21 protein-coding genes are annotated in these 24172 nt (G+C 57.4%); 17 read left to right on the top strand and 4 right to left on the bottom strand.

Annotated elements, in window-relative coordinates; all coding sequences use genetic code 11:
• Positions 1-21: 21 nt before the first annotated feature.
• The 3 genes from CJ187_RS04335 to CJ187_RS04325 are packed head-to-tail and all read right to left on the bottom strand — an operon-like array spanning position 22 to position 3908.
• Positions 22-1491, bottom strand: a complete 1470-nt coding sequence (locus CJ187_RS04335; protein WP_102215589.1) for a cupredoxin domain-containing protein — start codon at positions 1489-1491, stop codon at positions 22-24.
• On the bottom strand, positions 1478-2719 hold the full coding sequence (locus CJ187_RS04330; protein WP_102215590.1) for a hypothetical protein: 1242 nt from the start codon (positions 2717-2719) through the stop codon (positions 1478-1480). Before CJ187_RS04330 ends, CJ187_RS04335 begins: the two co-directional genes overlap by 14 nt.
• The gene (locus CJ187_RS04325; RefSeq protein WP_102215591.1) at positions 2706-3908 is read right to left on the bottom strand and encodes a hypothetical protein; all 1203 of its coding nucleotides are present in this window, start codon (positions 3906-3908) and stop codon (positions 2706-2708) included. Before CJ187_RS04325 ends, CJ187_RS04330 begins: the two co-directional genes overlap by 14 nt.
• A gap of 188 nt (positions 3909-4096) precedes the next feature.
• Between CJ187_RS04325 and CJ187_RS04320 the strand changes: the two genes are divergently transcribed.
• From CJ187_RS04320 to CJ187_RS04240, 17 genes are all read left to right on the top strand, one after another.
• Complete coding sequence (locus CJ187_RS04320; RefSeq protein WP_102215592.1) at positions 4097-6790, top strand: HAD hydrolase-like protein; 2694 nt, start codon at positions 4097-4099, stop codon at positions 6788-6790.
• The gene (locus CJ187_RS04315) at positions 6774-6896 is read left to right on the top strand and encodes a hypothetical protein (RefSeq protein ID WP_269843558.1); all 123 of its coding nucleotides are present in this window, start codon (positions 6774-6776) and stop codon (positions 6894-6896) included. The genes CJ187_RS04320 and CJ187_RS04315 overlap by 17 nt, the downstream gene beginning before the upstream one ends.
• Positions 6896-7717, top strand: a complete 822-nt coding sequence (locus tag CJ187_RS04310; RefSeq protein ID WP_102215593.1) for a TlyA family RNA methyltransferase — start codon at positions 6896-6898, stop codon at positions 7715-7717. Before CJ187_RS04315 ends, CJ187_RS04310 begins: the two co-directional genes overlap by 1 nt.
• Before the next feature lie 97 nt (positions 7718-7814).
• Positions 7815-8660 carry an NAD kinase gene (locus CJ187_RS04305; protein WP_102215594.1) on the top strand — a complete coding sequence of 282 codons (846 nt, stop codon included), beginning with the start codon at positions 7815-7817 and terminating at the stop codon, positions 8658-8660.
• On the top strand, positions 8657-10312 hold the full coding sequence (recN, locus tag CJ187_RS04300; protein WP_102215595.1) for a DNA repair protein RecN: 1656 nt from the start codon (positions 8657-8659) through the stop codon (positions 10310-10312). Before CJ187_RS04305 ends, recN begins: the two co-directional genes overlap by 4 nt.
• A gap of 2 nt (positions 10313-10314) precedes the next feature.
• A complete protein-coding gene (gene steA, locus CJ187_RS04295; protein WP_102216509.1) occupies positions 10315-11508 on the top strand; it encodes a putative cytokinetic ring protein SteA in 1194 nt (397 codons plus the stop codon).
• 13 nt (positions 11509-11521) lie between these two features.
• A complete protein-coding gene (locus CJ187_RS04290; protein ID WP_102215596.1) occupies positions 11522-12451 on the top strand; it encodes a copper transporter in 930 nt (309 codons plus the stop codon).
• Positions 12452-12482: 31 nt separating this feature from the next.
• A complete protein-coding gene (locus tag CJ187_RS04285; protein ID WP_102215597.1) occupies positions 12483-13313 on the top strand; it encodes a hypothetical protein in 831 nt (276 codons plus the stop codon).
• Positions 13310-14956 (top strand): murein biosynthesis integral membrane protein MurJ, encoded by a 1647-nt coding sequence (murJ, locus tag CJ187_RS04280; RefSeq protein ID WP_102215598.1) that lies wholly within the window; start codon positions 13310-13312, stop codon positions 14954-14956. Before CJ187_RS04285 ends, murJ begins: the two co-directional genes overlap by 4 nt.
• A complete protein-coding gene (locus CJ187_RS04275; protein WP_102215599.1) occupies positions 14946-15578 on the top strand; it encodes an NUDIX domain-containing protein in 633 nt (210 codons plus the stop codon). The genes murJ and CJ187_RS04275 overlap by 11 nt, the downstream gene beginning before the upstream one ends.
• Positions 15579-15756: 178 nt before the next feature.
• Entirely contained in the window at positions 15757-16446 is a 690-nt protein-coding gene (locus CJ187_RS04270; protein WP_102215600.1) for a helix-turn-helix transcriptional regulator, read from the top strand.
• A 33-nt stretch (positions 16447-16479) separates the two neighbouring features.
• Positions 16480-17925: a Fe-S cluster assembly protein SufB gene (gene sufB, locus CJ187_RS04265; RefSeq protein ID WP_102215601.1), complete on the top strand. Its 1446-nt coding sequence runs from the start codon at positions 16480-16482 to the stop codon at positions 17923-17925.
• The gene (gene sufD / locus CJ187_RS04260) at positions 17922-19106 is read left to right on the top strand and encodes a Fe-S cluster assembly protein SufD (protein ID WP_102215602.1); all 1185 of its coding nucleotides are present in this window, start codon (positions 17922-17924) and stop codon (positions 19104-19106) included. The genes sufB and sufD overlap by 4 nt, the downstream gene beginning before the upstream one ends.
• A gap of 70 nt (positions 19107-19176) precedes the next feature.
• Positions 19177-19929 carry a Fe-S cluster assembly ATPase SufC gene (gene sufC / locus CJ187_RS04255; RefSeq protein ID WP_102215603.1) on the top strand — a complete coding sequence of 251 codons (753 nt, stop codon included), beginning with the start codon at positions 19177-19179 and terminating at the stop codon, positions 19927-19929.
• Positions 19930-19935: 6 nt separating this feature from the next.
• Complete coding sequence (locus tag CJ187_RS04250) at positions 19936-21219, top strand: aminotransferase class V-fold PLP-dependent enzyme (protein WP_102215604.1); 1284 nt, start codon at positions 19936-19938, stop codon at positions 21217-21219.
• A gap of 6 nt (positions 21220-21225) precedes the next feature.
• A complete protein-coding gene (gene sufU / locus CJ187_RS04245; RefSeq protein ID WP_102215605.1) occupies positions 21226-21699 on the top strand; it encodes a Fe-S cluster assembly sulfur transfer protein SufU in 474 nt (157 codons plus the stop codon).
• Positions 21692-22096: a metal-sulfur cluster assembly factor gene (locus tag CJ187_RS04240; protein WP_102215606.1), complete on the top strand. Its 405-nt coding sequence runs from the start codon at positions 21692-21694 to the stop codon at positions 22094-22096. Before sufU ends, CJ187_RS04240 begins: the two co-directional genes overlap by 8 nt.
• A gap of 86 nt (positions 22097-22182) precedes the next feature.
• On the opposite strand, the gene CJ187_RS04235 is transcribed toward CJ187_RS04240, so the two are convergent.
• Positions 22183-24159 (bottom strand): ABC transporter permease, encoded by a 1977-nt coding sequence (locus CJ187_RS04235; RefSeq protein ID WP_158237687.1) that lies wholly within the window; start codon positions 24157-24159, stop codon positions 22183-22185.
• Between the last annotated feature and the right edge of the window lie 13 nt (positions 24160-24172).

The raw sequence follows: 24172 nt of genomic DNA, 5'->3' as shown, positions 1-24172 counted from the left end.
CAAATAAGGCCTCTGAAAGTTCTAATCCGTCACGTGCACAAGGCCAAGAGCGCCCTTCTCAGCATTCATCATCTGATGGTCAACGAACTTGTATGTCCCCGCCTCAGGAAACACCATTTCCACAAAACCACCCTCCGAAGCATGCAAACCCAGAGTCTGCGCCCCCGCCCACTGAGGGGACGAACCGTTTTGCACCATGTACGTACCTTCTTTGAACACGGTGTCGAACTGGCCGCCGATGACGTGGAAACTCGTTCCGTAGTTTGGGCCGGCCGCCATCACCCAGAAACGCACGCGCTGACCAGTCTTAACTTCCAGCGGCTTCACGTTGTACTGGTAGGGAATCCCATTAAAAACCACATAGTCAGCTGTTCCCGCCATTGCCTTCTGCGCATCCGGTTCGTTCTTGTCATTGAGGTACACCTCGGACTGCACCAGCGTGAACTCCCGGTCAACGGGCGGCAGATCAGGCGGGTCTACGATAACAGCCCCATGCATTCCCGCTGACATGTGCATAGACATGGGCATCGCCCCACAATGATAAAGCCACATTCCAGCCCGCTCAGCTTTGAACGTATACGTTAGGGATTCGCCCGGGGCTATCTGTCGCATAGGCTTATCCGGAGCTAGGAACGACGCGTGGAAATCCACTGAATGATTCATAGTTCCCTTATTCACCAGCGTGACTTCGAAAGTATCCCCAACCTTCCCACGCAGCGTGGGGGCAACGGGTTTGCCGTTAAAAGACCAGATCGTGCGGTTAAGGCCAGCGCCCATGTCGAACTGACCTTCCCTTGCCTCCAGCTTAACGCGGTGCACGTTTCCGGGTTTTAAGCGCGGCGCCGTCGCATCCACAGTCTGCGCTGCAGGCTGGTTCGTGAAGTCCCCCATGGGAAGAGTCCGTGCCTCAGCTGCTGCGCCCTGGGCACCACTACTGCCGTGACCGCCATGGTCCGCGTTGTCACCGCGGGCACTAGTGTCATCGGATTTAGCGTCGCTGTCGTTAGAAGCCCCAGAATCCTCACCTGCGGTCGCCTCCGTAGTTGAAATGTCCAGCGTCATTCCCATTTGCCGGTGGCCGGGCAGCGTACACCACCCTTGAGTAGCTTCAGAAACCACACCAGCTTCAAGAGTCACGGATTCGCCGGGTTGGATAAATCCTGTTTTTGGTCCGGTATCAAGCTCCAGATCGTGAATCATCGTGTCCTCGTTCTTGAGGTGGATGGTCATCGAAGCTCCAGCTTGAACTTCGATCTTGTTTGGAACAAACTGCATTCCTTTAATTACGATATCCACGGTTTGGGTTTCCCCACTCGCCGCATGGCTAGCGATAGGCTGATTCCGGGTTTCGCCCGGCGAAGACGGTGGGTCCACGATTGCTAGTGAGGTGAACAGCACCGCAAATACCGCGGCAGCCGCCACCAGTAGGGGCCAGTTAGTCCCCGGGCTCGTGGGTTTCTTGTCTGCAGGGGAGAGATTAAGCGGCTGCATGGTTCCTCCGAAGAAGTGCCTGGCGAACAGAAGCGTGGATAAGTACTACAAACGACCACAACAGCGCGAGGCCCGCCAGTGCCCACCCCAGTGCGGAACCACCCGCGGGCAGCAGGAGGGCTGCGACGCCACTCGCGTTGAGGATGAGGAGCCGGACCTCACGGTACGAGTTTATGTACCGCAATGCGGTTTTAACGCACCGGGGCCCTCCTCCAATCAAAACTGGAAAAAGGTAGCTCATCGCGGCAAGCACGATCTGCACGACCCCCATCAGTACGATCGTGAGCGGAGTTTGCATGAGGGGACGCAAACCTCCGGCGCGCAAAGCAAAAACAGTGCCAACGGCGATCGCCACGAACCCGGCTAAAACCCAGGCGAGGCCGCAAACTAAACTCAGGGCAGCGAAATCACCGGGGCGTTTACCCCACCCAACCTTAAAGACTGGAACCAGCACAAGCAGTGCGCACAGCGAGTAAAGTCCAACGGCGAGGCATAGGGCCTCAGGAGATTGAAATAAAGCGGCCACGCCGATAGTAAAAACGGACCCGGCCAACAGGGGAAGCGCGAGTTTAGCTGATTGTGCCGCACTTGGGTCCATGCGGGTGCGGAAAATGGTGGGGCCCAAAGTGACGAGCGTTCCCAGCAAAGTGAGCCCAATGAAGCCCGTTACGTTAACGAGCGCGTGGGCACTGGTGGCTGCCTCCCGCCAAGCTGAAACGCGTGGTGGTGGGCTGCCAAGCATGTCCCAAACCGCGAAGAAAGCTAGGCTAATCCCAACTATAAGAAAGAAACACGCGAAAATGTAATAAGCGGCTAAGACCGCGAACTTCGACCGAAATGGTGCTTTAAGAAATGCAACTGCTAGTGCCGCGGCGTGCCAGCAAACTGCACCGAGGATCACAACACCACCTAATAGTGCGAACCCGAATGCGTGGGTGAGCATGGCGCCCATCAGCACCACTGCACCCACCGTGAAGCAAATAAGCCGGGTGGTTTGCCCCGCGTCACCGCGATCCCCAAACCGCAACAACGCGGCCGCGAAATGCCACGACCAAGTGAGAATCGAAGTGCCAATCAAACCGAGGGTAACCGTGTGCACACTGATCCACCACGGCTGCCCCAGCCAGTGGGCATTATCCGTAACGTTCACGACCAGGATGATGAGCGCGAAAACCACCCATGCGCTCAGTATGTGCCGCGAAACCACGTGTGCTTTAGTGTGCCGCATTATCGTTGGTGTCTTTCGAACTAGAATCATTGCCTGAGGCGGTGGGCGCTGGTATGCGTTGCGGTTGCGCCGCGCGTTTCTTGTGCCGGATCCACCAGGGACGCACCCCGGCTAGAGACAGAACGGAGAGGACAAACAGCAGTGTCGTCATGATGTTGAGCGCCCCGCCCCATTGCCAAAGAAACGCAATCTGGCGGGCAGCACCAAAAACAAACCGGATTATTAAACCAAGGTGCAACAGGGCCAGTGCCACCCATAGAACTGGGTGCAGCGGGATTGAGCGGTGCGCAATCGCGGGAATAATGATGGGAGCGTGCGCAAAAATCATGGACAGGGTAAACCCTAGAGTAATGGAGTGGATAAGCGTTTCATAAAGGAACCCGGCTTGCACGTTTCCACCCAGAGTCCATATCAGAGCGCCCGTGAGCAACCAACCGTAACCGGTGAGCATGGCGGCGGCCATGAACTGTGCCAGCCCAGTTGCACGCAAGGTTTTACGCGCAACGTCGAAGGTAAACATCGCAAGCGTGAGTGCCGCCAATAAAAACCCGAGCACAGTAAAAGCAACTGCGGGGGTGAAAAGTGTAAATGGTAACGTCGCGACGATGAGTGCGACGAGGCCAAGAACCAGGTGCTCGCGGCCGGGGCGGGTGAACTCAATCCGGGCCAGTTCAAGGCGCTCACCAATAATAGTCAGCACGGGGAACATGAGGACGAAGCCAACGATAGCGGGTACTTCCCAGCCGCTGGTCCACAGAACTATCGCCCCTAGTGCGCTGACCGCACCTGCAAGTTCGATAGTGGTAGCGCCCGCCCACTGCCGGTGTAAAAAGAGTCCGTAGAGACCGCACAGGGTGAGCATTCCTAAACTCATGCTCGTACCGCATACGAGCCGGGGCGCGCCAAATGCGGCCAGCAGCGCACCGGCACCACTGAGCATGGGGGCTGCGTACCCCCACAGTTTTTGGGCACTTACCGCGCGTTCCAATCCGATTGCGGTTCCAAGGAATCCGAATACCATAATGATTCCGTGGCGCAGTGCAAGTTCGGTGCTGTCAACGGGCGCCCATGCCCCCAGGCGGACGGCCGCAAAGTTTAGGCCCGCCAGGAGGCTGGCGCCGGCTAGGAGCAGTATTAGGACGCGTGGAAATACACGCGGTTTGGAACGTGCTCTACTTTTGGTAACCATTGCCTCCTATTATTACAGAAAAACCCGTGTTTAATTAAGGTGTGGTAGTGAGCGTAGTATCACCCAACTAGGCGGGTCAGTGGTAGTTTTGGTCGGTACAATATTTGACGTAGATACCTGAGGTAGGGTCTGCAGCGACACGAGCCAGTGGCTCCTCGCTTAAATGAATCAAGTGAAGGCGTGAATCCATGAGTAATGAATCGGGTTTCAGTAGGAAGTGGCGAGACGAGGGGTCCGACCACCAGCAGAAGAAAGGCTTTGGCGAACGCGGGAAACGTGGCTTCGGTAACCGAGGTGACCGCGGTAAACGAGGTTTCCAAGCGGATCGCAGTTCTTTTGACGGCAACCGATTCGACCGGGATGGCCAGGCGGATTCGAACGATCGACGCAGTGGCGCCGACCGTGGGGAGCAGCGTCAGTTTGGGCGCCGTGGCCAGCGCGATAACTACCAGCGCAGAAACCGCGATGGACAACGCCGGTTCGACCGTGAGGACGGGGGGCAGCAGCGCTTCTCTGAACGGCGTTTTACTCGGCGGCAGGGCGGTCAGCGCGATACTGGTTCGGGTGAACGCCGGTTTGATCGGTCCGGTTCGAAGCGCCGCTGGGATAGCAAAGGTGGCTTTGACAGACGCGGTTCGGGTAATCGAGAGCGCGGCGGTTTCTCTCGTGGACGGCGCGCAGACCGCAGGGATGATTACCGGGGGCGGCGCCAGTTTGATCGGGGAAACAACCGCGGACACCGCCAAGAGGAATACAACGTCAACGACCAGTTCGACCGTGAGTTCGACGAGCAAAATAACCAGATTGACGGTTTAGAAATTCCCGCGGGCGTGGAAGCATCAGAGTTGGATTCGCAGGCGTTCGCAGCGCTGCGCACCCTGGGGGAACGTAACCAGGAAGTGGTTGCGAAACTGCTCGTCATGTCGGGCCAGCTGATTGACTTAGAACCGGAGCTTGCGTATTCGTATGCGCAGGCAGCGGTGAAACGCGCAGGCCGGGTGGATGTTGTGCGTGAGGCAGCAGCGTTGACTGCGTACGCTTCGGGCCGGTATGCGGAAGCGCTGCGGGAAGTGCGGGCATTGCGGCGGATGCGCGGTGACTACTCATTGCGCGCTGTAGAGGCCGATTGTGAACGCGGGCAGGGCCGGCCTCAAAAAGCACTAGAACTCATTGAAGACACGGATTTGACACACGTGGAACTCGCTGAACAGGTCGAGCTGGTGCTGGTCGCAGCCGGGGCTCGCAAGGACTTAGGCGAGTTGGAAACAGCGCTAGTGCTGGTTGGGGATGCGCTGGCGAAACTCGGTCCAGACAGTGACGACGACATGCGGCGGCGGCTGATGAGTGCGCAGGCTGAGTACCTGAACGATCTTGGTCGCACATTGGAAGCAGAGCAGGTGGAAGCGCAGATCCCAGCTGAACCTGAGGATAACGACATTATTGACGCGCAACTACTCGCCACTGCGGATGTGGATGCGAAGCGGTCGGATCTGAAGGGAAGTGCGGAGCCACTAACGGACAGGTACGATGCGGTTCTGCTGGACCTCGATGGCGTGTGCTACATGGGGAAGAACCCGGTTCCGTACGCTGCTCAAGAGGTGGCGAAAGCCGTTGAGTCCGGTATGCAGCAGGTGTTTGTCACCAATAATGCGGCGCGCAGCCCTCAGGCCATTGTGGAGCAGCTAACTTCATTTGACCTACCGGCTGATACAAAGCACGTGATGACTGCGGCGATGGATATTGCCCATATTATGTCTGAGGAACTTCCCGCTGGTGCACGCGTTTATGTGATTGGTGGACAGGGACTGCGTGAGGCCGTGCAGGAAGCTGGGTTTGAGGTAGTTGCAAGTGCTGATGACCATCCGGATGCGGTAGTGCAGGGGTTTGACCGTTCGGTAGATTGGCAGACGCTGTCTGAAGGCGCGTTTGCGATTAACGCGGGTGCTAAGTACTACGCGTCTAACCTGGATGCGTCCCTACCTGTGGAGCGCGGATTCGCGCTCGGTAACGGGGCGTTGGTGCGTGCGGTGCGGTATGCGACGAACGTTAAACCGACAGCGGGTGGTAAACCGCTGCCGGGGATTTACCACCGGGCGACCGCTCTGGTTGGGGCGGAGCATCCAGTGGCTGTTGGGGATCGGTTAGAAACCGATGTGGCTGGTGCGCTGCAGGCGTCGGTGCCGTGTCTGCACGTGCTAACCGGGGTGCATGACGCGAAGGCAGTTATTTTAGCGGAGCGCGGTTTGCGTCCGCAGCTGGTGCATACCGATATGCGGGGTCTGAACGAGGCTCACCCACGTCCGCAGCACCACAAGGATGGCACGTGGACGTGCGGGGTTAGCCAAGTGGCGCAGGTGATTGGTAACCAGCTGACTTTGGATGGTGTGGTTTTAGATTCCGATAACGTCCAGGTGACATTAGATTCGTACCGCGCGCTTATCGCAGCCGCGTGGGAGTATTCCGAAACCGGTTCCAAAGTTGAGTGCCCCATAATCCAGGTGGTAGATAACGACGATCCGACCGGGATTGTGAATCCTCCTTCCCAGCCTGAGGGCGTTTCCAACCCCGAGGAGAATTCGCAAGCTGAGGGTGGTTCAGAGCCGCACACTGGTGCGCAACCCGCAACCGGTTCAACCGCTGAGGGGGAGGCTCAACCGGAGGGTAAGAGCGAGCCGGTAGAATCCCCTTCAACAGCCGACGAGGTGGAACGCGAAGACCTGGGGGTGCAACCGGGTGACCCGGACGCGCCCAGTGACGCGCAGCTCGATCAGGTTGATGTGGAATCAGTGCCGGCTTTCCTACCGGGGGAAGAAGACCTCAAGGAACTGATGGAAAACACCTGGCACCTGGAAGAAGACGAGGTAGATGGGGACGGAAACTGAACCCGACTGGGAGCACCTGCACGACCTCGACCTGGGGGAACAGTTGCGGGTGCTGCGCGAAGCGGAAGCCCGGTTACGCGCTGAGCTAGATCAGGTTGAGAGCTGATGGCTGCGCGCAGGCGTTTAGATACGGAGCTGGTGCGGCGCAAACTAGCGCCTTCGCGCACCATTGCCGCAGATTTAATCCATGCCGGTCACGTGCGTCTCGACGGGATGGTGGTGTGCAAACCCGCCCGCCAAGTAGATCCGGCACAAGCGATTGTGGTGGATGAACGAGCGCGGGACGACTACGCCTCGCGAGGGGCGTATAAGCTAGCGGGTGCCTTGGATCTGCTTGGTTCCAAGGGCCCGCAAATCCGCGGTCAACGTTGTCTAGATGCGGGCGCGTCAACCGGGGGATTTACCGATGTTCTCCTGCGCCGCGGTGCCCGCTCGGTGGTGGCGGTAGACGTTGGGTACGGGCAGCTGATCTGGCGGCTCCAATCGGATCCGCGCGTGCAGGTACTAGACCGGACCAATATCCGCTACCTAGAACCGGAGGCCGTGGCACCACTGCCCAGCGTGGTGGTGTCAGACCTGTCGTTCATCTCGTTGACCCTCGTGCTCCCGGCTCTGGTCCGATGCGCAGAGGCGAACGCCGACTTCTTATTGATGGTAAAACCCCAGTTTGAAGTCGGTAAAGGCCATGTTGGTGCCGGCGGAGTCGTGCGCGACGTGAACTTACACCACCGGGCAGTGATGGGCGTTATCCACAGTGCAGCGCAAGCAGGGCTAGAACTGTATGCTGTGGCTGCGAGCCCTCTTCCGGGGCCAGCTGGGAACGTAGAGTACTTCATTGCCCTCAAACGCGAACACAAGAACCCAATCGAAGACCCATCTAAATCCGTGTGGCAGGCAATCGAAACTGGGCCAGCGGGAACTAGCTGACCGCGCATCGGCATCCGGGACGTCCACCAGCGGGCAGGTGTGGGAAGGATTCGCATACACTCATTAATAGACGTGTGAACAGGAAGAAAGGGGCCTAATGGCGCATCGGCGCATAATGTCGGTTATTAACGTTAATCGCGACACGGCTCAAAACGCCGCGGATTCTGTTCTAGACGGCTTGCGTTCAGCAGGTATCGAAGTGGTAGACGCAGACAGTAAGGAACCTGTTGAACTACTCCTCGTCTTCGGCGGTGACGGCACTATCTTGTGGTCCGCCCCCAAAGCGCGCGAACGCGACATTCCCCTCCTGGGGGTGAACATGGGGCACATGGGATTTATCGCAGAAGCGGACGTGCACTCACTCCAATCGGTAACGCAAAAAGTTATTGCCCGCCAGTACACGGTAGAAAAACGCATGACCCTAGAAATTGACGTGCTCCTCCCGGATGGGAGCGTGCAGCACGACTGGGCGATTAACGAGGCCGCGGTGATGCGAACGGACCTGGCGCACCCAGCGCACCTCGGGGTGGGAGTCGACGGGCAGGGCGTATCCACATACGGGGCGGACGGCATAATCCTCTCCACCCCAACCGGGTCAACCGCATATAGTTTCTCCGCCGGTGGCCCAGTGCTGTGGCCCGACACGGAAGCAGTGCTGATGGTGCCGCTCGCAGCCCACGGGTTATTTACCCGGCCCCTCGTGGTAGGTCCAAAATCGGAACTGGAAGTAAGCGTCATGGAGGACCAGTGGGCAGACCTGGAAGTGTGGTGCGATGGGATCCGCAAAATTACCGCGCCTTCGGGTACCCGCATTCTGTGTCGGCCCTCTAAACAACCCCTAAAACTGGCGCGGCTAACGGACATTCCTTTTTCAACGCGTTTGGTGACTAAGTTTGACCTTCCCGTCAGAGGGTGGCGAGAAAACCCGGGGGACGCACTGTGATAGAGACTATCCACATTGAGAACCTGGGGGTCATAAAAGAAGCGGACCTGGATCTAAAACGCGGTTTAACGGCTTTGACCGGGGAAACCGGGGCGGGTAAAACCATGGTGTTAACCTCCCTGCAGCTGCTGTTAGGGCAGCGGGCTGCGCCGGGGAAGATCCGCTCGGGACAAGAGCAAGCGTTAGTTGACGGCGTATTCGTGATTGACACGGAAGCGGCGAACAGTCTGGAGCTGGACGATGACGAAGTGGTGATTACGCGCAAATTGATGTCTTCACGTTCGCGCGCGTATTTGAATCGCCGGCCCGTGTCCCTTTCCGTGCTCACAGACTTGGCGCCTAAGGTCGCGGTGATTCACGGGCAGTCTGAACAGTTGACCTTGCGGTCCAAGAGTAGGCAACGGGCCCTTTTGGACGAGTTTGCGGGTGAAAAACACGCGGATTTGCTTAGTACGTTCCATGAGGCGTGGGCGCAAGCGGTGGCTGCGAAACAAGCGAAAGATGCGTTTGAAGCGGATTTAGCGAATGCGCAAAGTGAGGTGGCGGCTCTTTCTGGCGTGGTGGAGCAGATTGACGCGTTGGATTTAAAACCGGGTGAGGATGAACGCCTGCGGGTAGAGACTGAGCGCATGGTGAACGCGGAGCAGATTCGTCAGGGTATCGCTGGGGCTGCGCAGTTTCTGCAATCCGGAGACGTGCCAGCGGCGGATGCGTTAGGCCGCGCTGCGGGGATGCTCGCTAAAGTGCAGCAGTACGATCCGCAGCTAGCCAAGCTGGGTGCGCGGTTGGAATCGGCAAGTGCCCAGGTGTCTGACCTGACTGCGGACGTTTTATCTGCCCTGTCAGACCTGGATGCGGATCCAGCGCGCTTGGATGAACTGCAGAACCGCCGCCGCACTATCAACTCTTTGCTGCGTGGGCGGGCAGTGGACGTGACTGGTTTGTTGGAATGGGCGCAGTGGGCACGGGAGCGGTTACACCAGTTGAACACCAGCGATGAGCATGTTGAAGCACTTACCGCGGCCCTTGTGCAGGCACAGCAAAAAGTTCTTGAGGTCGGAAAGAAACTCAGTGTGTCGCGCGCGCGAGCTGCGAAGACGTTCTCTAAACTCGTGGATACTGAGCTGGCCGGCCTGTCAATGCGTGGGGCGCATTTGGAAGTAGATTTACCGAAGCGGGACAAACCCGGCCCGGACGGCCTTGAGGACGTGCGGATGCTGCTTCGGCCCCACGCCCAAGCGAACCCAGTGGAACTGGGGGAGGGCGTGTCGGGCGGGGAACTGTCGCGGATAATGCTCGCTATTGAAGTGGTTATGGCAGAGGCACAGCATGGTGCGAGTAACGTCACTTACGTGTTCGATGAGATTGATTCCGGAGTGGGCGGGGTCGCAGCCCGGGAAGTGGGGAGCCGCTTAGCTCGCTTGGCGCGGCATCGGCAAGTGGTGGTGGTGACGCACTTAGCGCAGGTCGCAGCCTGTGCCACCCAGCATTTGGTGGTGGAAAAAGAGGGAGCCACTACGCGCGTGCGGGCACTGCATGGGCAGGAGCGGATCGATGAGGTGGCGCGCTTGCTTTCGGGCGCGCGCGGGTCAAAAACGGCGCGCGCGCACGCGGCTGAACTCATAGACGCAGCAAAAGTGGCACAATCTTAATGATGAAACGTTTCTTTGGAAGATCTTCGGGGGAAGCTCCGGCGAGCATGCGGGTGCGGGTCGATGAACGCACTAAGCGTCTAGCCCGAAGGATAGAGCAAGGTGAGGTCGCGGTTATTGACCACGCGGACCTAGATCGCGTGGCCGCCGAATCTTTAGTGGTCAGAAAACCAGCTGCCGTTTTGAACGCTGCGAAATCCTCCACGGGCCGCTACCCGAACTTGGGGCCAGGGATTTTGTTGGACGCAGGTATCGCTTTGATAGACGACCTCGGGCCCGACATCATGACCCTCAAGGAAGGGCAAACGGTTCGGATTGAAGACAACGAGGTCTACGTCGGAGACGAACTGATTGCTCAGGGGACACGCCAAACCAGTGAACTCAATGAGACTGCGATGCAAGAAGCGCGCGACGGCATGTCCACCCAGATTGAAGCATTTGCTGCCAACACGATGGAATACCTCGCGCGCGAACGCGACCTGCTGTTGAATGGCGTGGGGATTCCGGATGTGAAAACGGAGTTCAAAGGCCGTCACATGCTGGTCGTGGTGCGTGGCTACCACTATAAGGAAGACCTGGGCACGCTCAAGACTTATATTCGCGATTTCCACCCCGTCCTGGTTGGGGTCGATGGGGGAGCGGATGCGATTTTGGAAGCCGGTTTTAAACCCGACATGATCCTTGGGGACATGGATTCGGTGTCGGATAAAGGGTTGGCGTGTGGCGCGGAAATCGTGGTGCATGCCTACCGTGATGGGACAGCGCCCGGTTTGGAGAGGGTGCAAAGGCTCGGGTTGTCACACGTTATTTTCCCCGCTACTGGCACTTCTGAGGACGCGGCGATGCTCCTGGGGGATGAGAAGGGAGCGAGCCTGATCGTCACGTTAGGTACGCACACTACCCTCACGGAATTCTTAGATAAAGGACGTGCCGGCATGGCATCCACGTTCTTCACCCGCCTGGTGGTTGGTTCGAAGCTGGTGGATGCGAAAGGGGTTTCCCGGCTGTATCGAACGCGGATTTCGTCGTGGCAGCTTTTCATGCTGGCAGCAGCGGGTTTGTTAGCGATCGCACTGGCGTTGATCATGACCCCTGCGGGGCAAGCATTCATGTCGATAGTGTGGGTTCATATACTAGACCTGGTAAATATCTTGCGTGGCTGGTTGGGGATGGCACCAAACGTGCCGACCACTTGATTGGAAGTAGTTTATGGTTGATTTTCGGTACCATTTGGTTTCACTTATCTCCGTGTTTCTAGCGTTGGCCTTGGGAGTGGTGTTGGGCGCGGGCCCACTGCAAACCCCGATTGCGTCGGGGCTGACGGGACAGGTGGAGTCTTTGCGTGAGACCCAGACGAAAACGACGGCTCAGATTGAACAGGCGCACGCGGATATTGCGAATCGCAATGATTGGATTGATGAGGCCGCGCGCCAACTGCTGCCGAATAAACTCAAGGGCGTGAACGTGGCGGTGGTTTCTTTACCGCAGACCCGTTCTGAGGACGTGGATGCGGTCCGTTCTTACGTTGAGGTGGCGGGCGGTAAAGTGAACCAGACCGCGGCTTTGACTGACAATTGGACAGCCGGTGGGATGACGCAGTTCCGGGCATCCTTGTCGTCGCCGATCGCGGAGCACCTCAGTGGGGATGACCTGAAAGACGCAGGTAGTGCGCAGATCTTTGGGCAGGCGTTGACGCAGGTGCTCACGGATGATTCTGAGGATTCGAAGCTGATCCGCGAAATGCTTACGGATAAAGATAATGCCCTGGTGCAGTTCGATCAGGATACGACGAAGTCGGAGGCAATCTTACTGGTGGGGCCGGTGCGGCCTGAAGCGGGGGAAGAACCAACCCCGACTCCTACGGGTCCCAATGCGGAACCGGACACGTCGATGCTCACGCAGCTTGGGACCGCGATTGCGAAGGCCCCGAAGTCCGGGGTGGTGCTGGGCCAGTCCGCCACTAAGGATGGTTTGGTTTCGGTGCTGCGCGATGAGGGGGCCGTGGTGACTACGGTCGATGGTGTGGGCAGTGCCATGGGGAATGCGTCAGCCGTTCTCGCGCTCGTGTCCGCGGGTGCGCAGGCGCGGGCTTTCGGCCAGGGGAACGATGTGAACTCGGCTATGCCACCTTTGCCGTAGTTGAATCGGAAGTGTTAGGCGATCGAAGTTAATGGGTAAAAATAAGTGGTGGTTGGCGGTAGCAGCGTCTGCAGTGGCGGGTGCTGTTGCGGGGGGTCTGAACTGGAAACTGCGCCACCAGCCGCGTTTAGCGCGGGTCAATCACTGGGGCCAGACTGTTTCTTTATCTGAGGGCGTGGCAATCGCGAGTGCTACCGTGGGGGCCGCATTGGTGCACGACCCCGCGCTTAGCGCCGCTACTGCGGCGGTAACCGCTGCGGGAGTGTGGGACGACGTAGATCAGGGTCGCGCAGATGGTGAGAAACAGGCGAAGGGATTGCGCGGGCATTTAGCCGCATTGAAATCCGGGCACGTTTCTTCGGGTGCAATCAAGGCTGTTGCTATCACCGCCTCCGCCGCAGCACTAGCCCTTGAGCGCAACACGCGCTCACGCGCAGCCGGTTGGTGGATCGACGCGGGCTTAGACACAGTGATCATGGCCGGCAACGCGAACCTGTTGAACCTGTTTGATTTGCGCCCCACCCGAGCCCTCAAGGTTGCGGCCCTTCAGACAGCAATCGTCGCCCGGCCCGCCCCGGCGGTAGCAGCAACCACCGCCGCAGTTGTGTTGGCCACTGCGCGCAGCGACGCGCGGGCACACACTATGATGGGCGACACGGGCGCGAACGCACTTGGGTTCTACTTGGGATCGGGACTATGCAAGATCCGCTCGCGCGCCGGGCGAGCGGTACTGGCTGCCACAATCGCGGGCCTAGTGTTACTGTCCGAACGCGTGTCCTTCACCCAGGTCATAAACCAAACCCCGTGGTTACGTGCCGTAGATCAGTGGGGGCTAGCGCAGGCGGATAACAGCGGCCTATGAGTAACGAGTCCAGCTCGGTTCCGCGGCGGGCAACGCGCCTGTTCAACGCTGCACTAACCAAGGTGGGGTTAGGGACCGTTGGGATGCTGGCGCTAGCCACGCTCGCTTCCCGCGCGTTTGGGTTCTTGCGGTGGATGGCGCAAAGCGCGTTCGTTGGCTCCGGTAGCCTTGCGGGAGCCTACGCCAGTGCGAACCAGGTGCCGAACATTATTTTTGAAATCGTTATCGGCGGCGCGCTGTCGGGAATTACTGTTCCGCTACTAGCCGGGCTGGTTAAGCGCGGGCTTAAAGATGATACGTCACGCATTGCCTCGGCTCTGCTGACGTGGGTTAGTTTAACGTTGAGCATCCTTGCGGTGGGTGTGTGCGCAGGCGCCCCCCTGATTGCGCAGCTGATTCCCGTGCCAGCGGATACTGTAATCGCAGATCAGCACGCGCTGCTAACCACGTTCTTGCGCATTTTTGCGTGGCAAATCCCCCTGTACGGCGTGTCCGTAGTGTTAACGGGAACGCTGCAGGCGCACAAGCGGTTCATCTGGCCGGCTCTGATGCCACTGTTCTCTTCTTTGGTTACTATCGGCACGTTCGTGGTTTACGCCGCGGTTCCTGACCCGCATGCGGGGGTGCTGGTGCTCGGTTGGGGCACCACCTTGGGGGCGGCTAGTTTGTCCCTGCCGCTGCTGGTTCCCGTGTCGCGTCTAGGGGTGCGTTTGCGGCCTACCTTGAACCTGCGTCGCAGTGAGGCGCGTCGTGCCTGGGCGCTGGGAATGTCTGGGGTGGGCGCGTTAATCGCCCAGCAGGTGAGCGTGGTAGCGGGCCTTTGGGCGCTGCGTACCTACGGTGAGGGGGGTACGGTTGCGATTTTTCAGTACACGCAGGCCGTGTACTGGTTACCGCACGCGGTTTTCATCTACCCGTTGGTAACGGCCGCGTTCCCGATTCTTTCTGAGCATGGGGAGCAGGGCTGCTCGTCGATCTTTGAACGCACGTGTGCGCGCAGTGCACAGCGGGTGAGTGTCGGAGCGCTCGCGGGAGTGAGCCTGCTGGTCGCTATGGCACCGGTAGCAGCACGCTTTTTCAACCTCTTAACGCCGGTGCCCGGCATGCACACTGCTCTTTGCGTCATGGCCCCGTCACTGTGGGGGTATGCACTCTTGTACTTTGGTCAGCGGGCACTCTTGGCCGTTGGGCAGCCCCGGAGGGCATGGCAAGTCGCTGCGTTGTCCTGGTTGGGGGTGGCCGCAGCTACACTCGTTTTGGCGCGGGCGCTGACCCCCGCGGAAGGCAGTGGGTACTGGGCGATCACGGCATTTGCCGCAGCCCACACGGTTGGGCTCACGCTGGGTGGGTTAGTGGTATTGTTTACGATTCGCCGGCAGTGTTCACCGGCGTGCCTATCTGGATACTGGGGTGTGCTCGTGCGGGCCGCGGCGTTGCTCATTCCCCTGAGTGCGCTTTGTTACGCGTGCACTCGGTTGATTGTTACGTGGGGGCAGGGTTTCCTGCAGGGCCTCCTCGCGTGTATAGCGGCGGCATTGGTGGGGATTGGTTTGCTCGTCGCCTGCATCTTGACCGTCGGGTCAAAGAGCGTTCTGGCGATTTTGAGAACTCGGATAAGTGAAAGTGATGAGGATGATTGCTGATAAACCCACGAGCTTCCCAGTTGTTGCCCACGATCGCGTGTGGCGCGGAGCCGTGTTTGACATGGATGAGGACCGCGTTCAACTTAGCGAAAACACTACGGTGGTGAGGCACTACGTGGCGCACACCGGGGCGGTTGCGATCGTGGCACTGAGGTGGAACGATGGCCGGCCGCAAGTGGCGTTGGTTAATCAGTATCGCCACCCCGTGCAGGCCACTTTGTGGGAGATCCCAGCTGGCCTGCTGGATAAGCCGGGCGAACGCCCGCTGGACGCTGCTAAACGCGAGCTAAAAGAGGAAACTGACCTAAAGGCGCAACGCTGGGACGTGCTTGTGGATTTCTTTACTTCCCCGGGCGGGTCGACGGAAGCGTTGCGGATTTATTTAGCGCGCGAGGTTTCCGAAGTTCCCCTTGGTGAACGGTTTGAACGCGAGGATGAGGAGGCGCTGATGCAGACCCGGTGGGTGAATCTGGAGGAGGCCGTTGCAGCCATTCATAGCGGGCAGTTACATAACCCGTCGGCGGTGATGGGGCTATTAGCCACGAAATCTGCCCTCGATAAAGATTGGGCCCCCTTACGTCCTTCTGACGCGCCGTGGATGCGTTCGCCTCTGGGTAGATAAAAGCACTGTCCAGCACGTACTAGCAGGTTCCATCTTGGTGAGGGTTACCTAAGTGTTGTAGGTAATCACTTTAAGTAATGAGTTTGTTGCGTAAAAGCGCTAGGCTAGTTGCGCAGCGTATTTGACGCAGCGGGCTCTCCTGTCACGTGAGGGCTCCTGAATTTGGAAGGAGGACAACGTGGCCCCAAGCGAAGAACCGCAAGGCACGCGCGAACAGGTCCTCGACCTCGTTGTCGAGAAAGGGCCGGTGACGTCCACTGTTATAGCCCGTATCCTCGGATTAACAACTGCTGCGGTGCGACGCCACATCACCTCGCTGGAAGCGGCGGGGGAAATCGAAGAACACGAAATCGTTAGCACTAAGCCGCGTGGTCGAGGCCGACCGGCGCGACACTACGTGGCGACGGAAGCAGCTCACGACCAGCTGACAGATAGTTATTCAGAGATCGCGAACCGGGCGCTATCGTATTTGGCGCAGACAGCCGGCGAAGGTGCGATCGAAAGTTTTGCTGCGGCGCGCAGCCGCGAGATTGAACGCAAATACGCGCCTATTATCCGAGCGGCAGGTAACGACCCCCGGGCGCAAGCGATGGCCCTGGCAGATGCGTTAACCCAAGATGGGTACGCGGCTAGTGTGCGCGACGTGGGGGCGGGTAACTTTGCTGTCCAACTGTGTCAAGGTCACTGCCCCATATTGACGGTGGCGGAGGAGTTCCCACAGCTGTGTGAAGCGGAGACACAGGCGTTCGCACGCCTGCTCGACGTGCACGTACAGCGGTTGGCGACCCTAACTGGGGGCGAACACGTGTGCACCACCCACATTCCCGTGGCTTCGATTACTAAACGTCCCCGGTGGAACAACAGCTGAGCTCGATCGCGGTATTGAGTAGAAAGGAAATCTATGTCTACAACATCTCCGGTTGCGAAGAATGAGAAGCAACTGGCCGATGAAGAGATCATCGATTCAATCGGTGCTTACGAATATGGATGGCATGACACGGATCTGTACGGTAAAGACGCGCAGCGTGGTTTAACGGAAGAGCTGGTCCGCCACATTTCTAAAATCAAAGGTGAGCCCGAATGGATGCTGGAGCGCCGCCTCAAGGGATTCAAAGCATGGCAACGTAAACCGATTCCTAAATGGGGCCCGAAAATCGATGATATCGATTACGACAAGTTCAAGTACTACGTGCGGCCAACGGATCGGGTTGCGCAGTCTTGGGACGATCTGCCAGATGAAATCAAGCACACGTACGACCGCTTGGGGATTCCTGAGGCAGAACGCAACCGCTTGGTAGCAGGCGTCGCGGCACAGTACGAGTCCGAAGTGGTTTACCAGCAGATCCAAGAGGACCTGGAGCGTCAGGGCGTAGTGTTCCTCGACACCGACACGGGGTTGAAGAAGTACCCGGAGCTGTTCGAGAAGTACTTCGGTAAATCGATTCCAGCGGGGGACAATAAGTTCGCGGCATTGAACACGGCGGCATGGTCGGGTGGTTCCTTCGTTTACGTCCCACCGGGGGTTCACGTGGAGATTCCGCTGCAGGCTTATTTCCGGATTAATACGGAGGCGATGGGCCAGTTCGAACGTACCCTCATTATTGCCGATGAGGGTTCGTATGTTCACTACGTTGAAGGGTGCACAGCGCCGATTTATGACACGAACTCGTTGCACGCCGCGATTGTGGAGATTTTCGTGGCGAAAGACGCGCGCGTGCGGTACACGACCATTCAGAACTGGTCCAACAACGTCCTCAACCTGGTGACGCAGCGCGCAATGGTTGAAGAGGGCGGATCCATGGAATGGGTCGATGGCAACATCGGTTCCTCCGTGACCATGAAGTACCCGGCGTGCTACCTGATGGGTGAGCATGCGCGTGGGGAAACACTGTCAATTGGTTTCGCCGGGGAAGGTCAGCACCAAGACACGGGCGCGAAGATGATCCACATGGCGCCGCACACTTCCTCTTCGATTGTCGCAAAATCGGTGGCGCGCGGCGGCGGCCGATCCTCATACCGCGGTCTGGTGGAAGTACACAAACGCGCTACACATTCGAAGTCCAACGTGCTGTGTGACGCCTTGCTAGTAGATAAGATTTCGCGTTCTGACACGTACCCGTACGTGGATGTGCGAACGGACGACGTGGAGATGGGTCACGAAGCCACTGTGTCTAAAGTCAGTGAAGACCAGTTGTTCTACCTGATGAGCCGCGGCCTGGAAGAAACGGAAGCGATGGCCATGATTGTGCGTGGTTTCGTGGAGCCTATCGCGCGTGAGTTGCCGATGGAATACGCGTTGGAGTTAAACCGTCTAATCGAGTTGCAAATGGAAGGATCTGTCGGATGACGATAGCCGATACGATGGCACGTAAACACAGTCACGGAGATGGTACGCAACACACGTATTCCTCCAGGGCGGATCGGCCGACCTCATTCGACCCCGCGGATATCCCAGTGCCAACGCGGCACGCTGAAGATTGGCGTTTCACCCCTCTGCGTCGCATTGACGCACTGTTCGAACCCAAAGATTACTCGGCGGTTAACTGCCCGGTAAACGTAACGCTAGCGGGCAACGCGACGTTCGAGGTTGTGGGCATGGACGATGACCGGGTCGCGCCCGTGTTGGCGCCCGGGGACCGCACCGGAGTGGTTTCGTGGGCTGCGGCACGCGAGACGAACCTCATTGAGATCCCAGCGGACTCGAAAATTGATGAGCCTATAATGGTGTCCACTGCGGGCACTGACGGCCTGCAGAGCCAACGGATCTATGTGCGCGCTCACACCGGTTCTGAAGCGGTGGTGGTGCTTTCACATTCTGGAAGTGGCAAGCTTAACCAAACCGTGGAAGTGGACGCGCAAGATGGCGCTAAACTCACGGTCGTGACATTGCAGGAATGGGATCGCGCCGCGATCCACGCGTCAAACCACCGCCTCCGCGCGGGGAAAGAAACGGAGCTGCGCCACATCGTCATTTCTTTCGGTGGCGACATGGTGCGCATTTGTACAGACACGGAGTTCGCGGCTCCACGTGGGCGGATCGAACTGTACGGACTGTACTACGTCGACGAAGGCCAGCACTTGGAGCACCGCCCCTACATTGCGCACACGCAACCAGACTGCTACTCGCGCGTCACCTACAAGGGCGCGTTGCAGGGTGAGGACGCGCATTCCGTTTGGGTGGGCGATTGCCTCATCGGAGAGGATGCGGACGGAACGGATACGTACGAACTGAACCGCAACCTGGTGTTGACGCAAGGGCCGAAAGCGGATTCCGTGCCGAACCTCGAGATTGAGAACGGTGAAATTGAAGGTGCGGGACACGCGTCGGCAACAGGCCGGTTTGACGATGAACAGCTGTTCTACCTGATGAGCCGCGGGGTGCCGGAGATGGAGGCGCGCCGCCTGGTGGTGCGCGGATTCTTCGCGGAACTAATCAACGAGATCGGGGTGCCGGCCATCCAGGATCACCTGATGGAGTCCGTGGAAGAGGAACTGCAACGCGGCGGCTCTTTAGTATTTGAAAAGTAGGCTGCAGCGCAGCGCAGGGACACCTTGCCAACAGTTTGCGTAGACGTTTAAGACAAGTAGAAGGATTCTGATGACAACGCTTGATATTAAAGACCTACACGTGAGTGTGGAAACGCCGGAGGGCACAAAGAACATCTTGAAGGGCGTGAACCTCACGGTTAACTCCGGGGAAATTCACGCGATCATGGGGCCGAACGGGTCGGGTAAGTCCACGCTCGCGTACGCGCTGGCGGGCCACCCGAAGTACATTATCGATTCCGGTTCGGTGATGTTGGATGGCGAAGATGTGCTAGAGATGACGCCGGATGAGCGTGCTCACGCGGGCATGTTCCTGGCTATGCAGTACCCCGTTGAGGTTACAGGGGTTACGGTTTCGAACTTCTTGCGCATCGCTAAAACCGCGATTCAAGGGGAGGCTCCGAAGCTGCGGTCTTGGGTTAAAGAGGTGAACGAGGCGATGCACAACCTGCGGATGGATCCGCAGTTCGCGCAGCGCGATGTGAACGTGGGGTTCTCCGGTGGGGAAAAGAAGCGTTTAGAGATCCTGCAGATGGAGCTGTTGAAGCCGTCGATGGCGATTTTGGATGAGACGGATTCGGGCCTGGATGTGGACGCGCTCAGGGTTGTGTCTGAGGGCGTGAACCGCGCGCATGAGAAGACGAACATGGGCGTGATTTTGGTGACGCACTACACGCGGATTTTGAAGTACATCAAACCTGACTTTGTGCACGTGTTCGTGGATGGTCGGATCGCGGATCAGGGCGGTCCGGATCTTGCGGATCGGCTGGAAGAAGAAGGTTACGACCGCTATCAGAAAGCGTAAGTATTGATGGAAGAGCAGAAATCCGGGGCGTTGAACGTGCAGGAAGTGGAGGCGTTGCGCCACCAGTTTCCGATACTTTCACGCTCCGGCCGCTCTGGGGATCCGATTGCGTATTTGGATTCGTCTGCTACCGCGCAGAAACCACAGTGTGTGATTGACGCGGAAACGCAGTTTTATGAGCACACGAATGCGGCGGTGAATCGGGGGACCCACCTGTTGGGGGACGAGTCCACGCAGGCGTTTGAGGATGCGCGCGAGACAGTTGCGGCTTTTGTGGGGGCGCGTCCAGACGAGTTGGTGTGGACGAAGAACGCCACGGAAGCGTTGAACTTGGTGGCCTACGCGTTCTCTAATGCGACTGCGGAGGATCTCAATGGGCCTTTCAAGTTGGGGCCGGGTGACCGCGTGGTGACGACCCGCAGTGAGCATCATGCGAACCTGATTCCCTGGCAAGAGCTGTGCCGTAAGACGGGTGCTGAGTTTGCTTATCTGGATTTGGATGAGCAAGGTCGGATTGACTTGGCGACTTTGGACGTGATCACGAAGAACACGAAGGTCGTTGCATTTACGCACGTGTCGAATGTGACGGGCGCGATTTCGCCAGTTAAGCAGATCGTTGAGGCAGCTCGCGCAGTGGGTGCGTTGGTGGTGTTGGACACCACGCAGTCGTCCGCGCACATGCCGATTGATGTGCAGCAACTGGGCGTGGATTTTGCTTGTTTTTCGTCTCATAAGATGTGCGGACCGACGGGTGTTGGCGCGTTGTGGGGGCGGGCGGATTTGTTGGAGCAGATGCCGCCGGTGCTCACAGGTGGTTCGATGATCGCGACTGTGACGATGGAGCGGGCGATTTACCAGGATCCGCCGGCACGGTTTGAGGCGGGTTCGCAACCGGTGGCTCAGGCTGTGGGGTGGGCGCGGGCCGTGAAGTTCTTGCGTGAGGTGGGGATGGATCGGATTGCCGCGTATGAGGATCAGATTACTGCGCAGTTGCTTGAGGGGGTGCGCAGTGTTGATGGTGTGCGTATTCTTGGCCCGCAGGATCCGAATGGGCGCATCGGGGTGGTTTCGTTTGCGCTAGATGGGGTGCACCCGCACGATGTGGGCCAGTTTTTAGATGGTGCTTCTGTAGCGGTTCGGGTGGGGCATCATTGCGCGATTCCGTTGCATACGTTCTTTGGCGTGCGGTCTTCTACGCGAGCTTCTGCGTCGTTGACAACTACGCCTGCTGAAGTGGATCGGTTGGTGCGTGCGCTGCGGGGTGTTCGCGAGTTTTTCGTAGGAGGTTAAGCGGTTGTGGATGATTTGCAGACTTTGTATCAGCAAGTGATTTTGGATCACTCGCGGGAGCGCAATGGGTTTGGTGATTTGCCACAGAACCCGTCTGCCACGTCGTATCAGGTGAATCCCACGTGTGGGGACGAGGTCACTGTGGCTGTTGATGTGTCTGATGGCGAACTTGAACGCATGGTGTGGAATGGTGATGGTTGTTCCATTTCGCAGGCGTCTTTGTCGATCATGACGGATTTGATTGATGGTAAGTCGGTGGAGGAGATTGGTTCTCTGTACCGGGATTTTGAAACCATGATGCATTCGCGTAACCGGGGTGTGAATGAGCAGATTCTGGACCATTTGGAAGACGGCGCCGCTTTAGAGGGGACGTCACAGTTTCCGAATCGGATTAAGTGCGCGTTGCTTGGATGGTATGCGTTAAAGGATGCGTTGGCTAAAACTGGTGTGAATATTGTTGAGGAGGGGCAGGATGGATAACCCGATGGCTAATCCGGAGCCGGTGGAGCAGCGGTTTGCACCGGTGGAACCGGAGAAAAAGGCTGGTTGGGATAAGTCTTCTGAGGGAACGTTGTCGGCGGATGACGTGGAGGAGGCCCTTAAGGACGTGATCGACCCTGAGCTTGGGATCAATATTGTTGATCTGGGGCTTGTGTACGGTATTGCGGTCGATAAGGATAATTTTGTGGACATCGACATGACGCTCACTTCAGCAGCTTGTCCACTTACGGATGTGATTGAGAACCAAGCGCAGATGATGTTGGCTGATGTTGCATCTGGAACCGCAATTAATTGGGTGTGGATGCCGCCGTGGGGGCCAGATCGGATTACGGATGATGGTCGTGAGCAGCTTCGTGCGTTAGGGTTCAACGTTTAACCACATTTCATTTTCTATGCCCCGCTGGGATGACCCGAGCGGGGCGTTTTTTATTCATACGAGGGTAGGTGTAGGCGCTAGAGGAACTAAGATTTTCCAGCTCCTATATTTGTAGGTAACAACAAGGCTACGGTGCAGATTAGAAGTGGAAATAGGGCAGCTGCTGTGGGGATGGAGAATAATGAGCCCATCTGTTGGCTTCTCAAGAAAGCCCAGCCTAGGAGCGTTCCAGCGAGCCCCCCAACTGTTGTGGGAGCGAGTAGAATCACCGTGTTTGTGCACCGTGTTCGCAGTTCTAGTGCGCTCTTGCTAACCCCAAGAATTTGAAGGAGTTTTAGAGTGTGACTGCGGCGCGCGTTCCAGATGGAGACTACACACCCCACGAGTACCGTTAGTAAGAACCCAACTCCGAGAATTAGTAGCAATAAGAGGTTAGCGGCGCTTTTCTCCACTTCCTCTCCTGCTTGCGGTACCTGCGAAGACACACCTAGGTTACGTAACGCAATGTCGGCGCGTGCCCCTAGTGACGAAAAAGGTTCGTTGGAATCGGAGTGAATAACTACAGACTTATCTTGGCTGTAGGAGCGAAATATGGTGCCATCAGTTAACGGCGGACTGCCATTTTGTTCAATACCGTGTTTATTAGCGAGCTTTGGTGAAATAAGGACAGCTGGAAATCCTAGACCTCGCGTTGTAATGTTGGCTATATTCCGCGTTGGAACCGAGCCTACTTTCAGATTTGGATCTAGTGATGTGATGGTGACCTGCTTTGGGCAGCGCATATCGACACAAAATATTTTCTTGGAGTAATCGGTGCGTTCTTCACTGGTAAAGTCTCGGTCGAGGTAGACCTGTGCATTCTTAGAATCCATAATCGCTATGGTGGGGCTGGAGCGCATGTCTTTTGCTTGCAGAGCACACGTTTTGGTATCAAATACTTTCGTTTCTATAGATTTTAGGTATGCTTTTTGTACGCAGCGGAATGCGTCAGTGTCGATAGCTAACGTGTTGTTTTCACCTTCTTGGCCGGGAAGAGACGCCCATGCGAGGGTACTAATTGACGCGTTAAGCTGTTTGGACAGACTATCTATTTGAGCGTGCGTTAGGTTCTGCGTTCCCATCTCTACTCTTGCCCAGCCAGGTGCGAACGAGGGGTGTTTTTCCAGTAGTTCCAACCTGTTTGTCAGTGCTTGCAGGACAGTCGTTGCTGCTAGTGCTGCAAGTACTAGAGCACAAACGGATGCTAATCCCACTACGGACCGATCGGGAGCATTTAGAAATTCCCTAACAGTCAGCTTGGGCCACCACGAAGCTGTATTCCAAATGGTTGTTTGTTTGCTTCGAATCTGTTTCTTTTTGAAGTTGATTAGAGCAGCTGGGAGTAAACTAACTAAGACGTATAGAAAGAACACGGTGAATTCGACTGGCCAATCTACGGTCAGTTCCCCATATTCCATGCCTGTCATATGTTGAGTTAACCGGGTTAGACACCATCCGAAACCCAATGAAAATAGGAATCCAGTAGCTCCTGCTATGAAAAGTCGTAGCAGGAGAGTTAGCGCTGCGACCGACCTTACTTGCATGGGGCCTAACCCGAGTTTTGAAAGCACGCTCCACTGGATGCGATCTTCGCGGTTGAACCCAAGAACCAGCATCGCGTAAACCATAGTGCAAAGGACAGCTACAACCCATGGCACAAATGTCTCTACTACAGATGGGAACGTGCTATTGGAAATTGCGTCTGACCGACTCATAATGTCGTAACCGTGGCTTGTGATTGCGTCGAAGTCCGCGTCACCTTCCAAATACCATGCGGCTCCTGTAACCGTAACGCCATCGGGTAAGATTTCGAGGCTGTCTGCGTTTATTAGGAGCTCTTCGGCGCCGGGATTAGCAGGTTGGGTGTAAACCCCACCAACTTGCCAGGATTCTCCAAATAGCTCTAACTGTTGGGGTGCGGTAGTGTGTGCGTGGTCCAGCCCGAGTCTTTTAAGTGTAGCTGTAGGAAGTAAGACAGAAGGCTGGGTCTTGGTAGGCTTGGGGTCGAATCTCACATGGTACATACCAGCAACCGTG

Source organism: Gleimia hominis, assembly GCF_002871945.2.
Lineage (GTDB): Bacteria > Actinomycetota > Actinomycetes > Actinomycetales > Actinomycetaceae > Gleimia > Gleimia hominis_A.
This window is presented reverse-complemented; position numbering and strand designations above follow the sequence as displayed.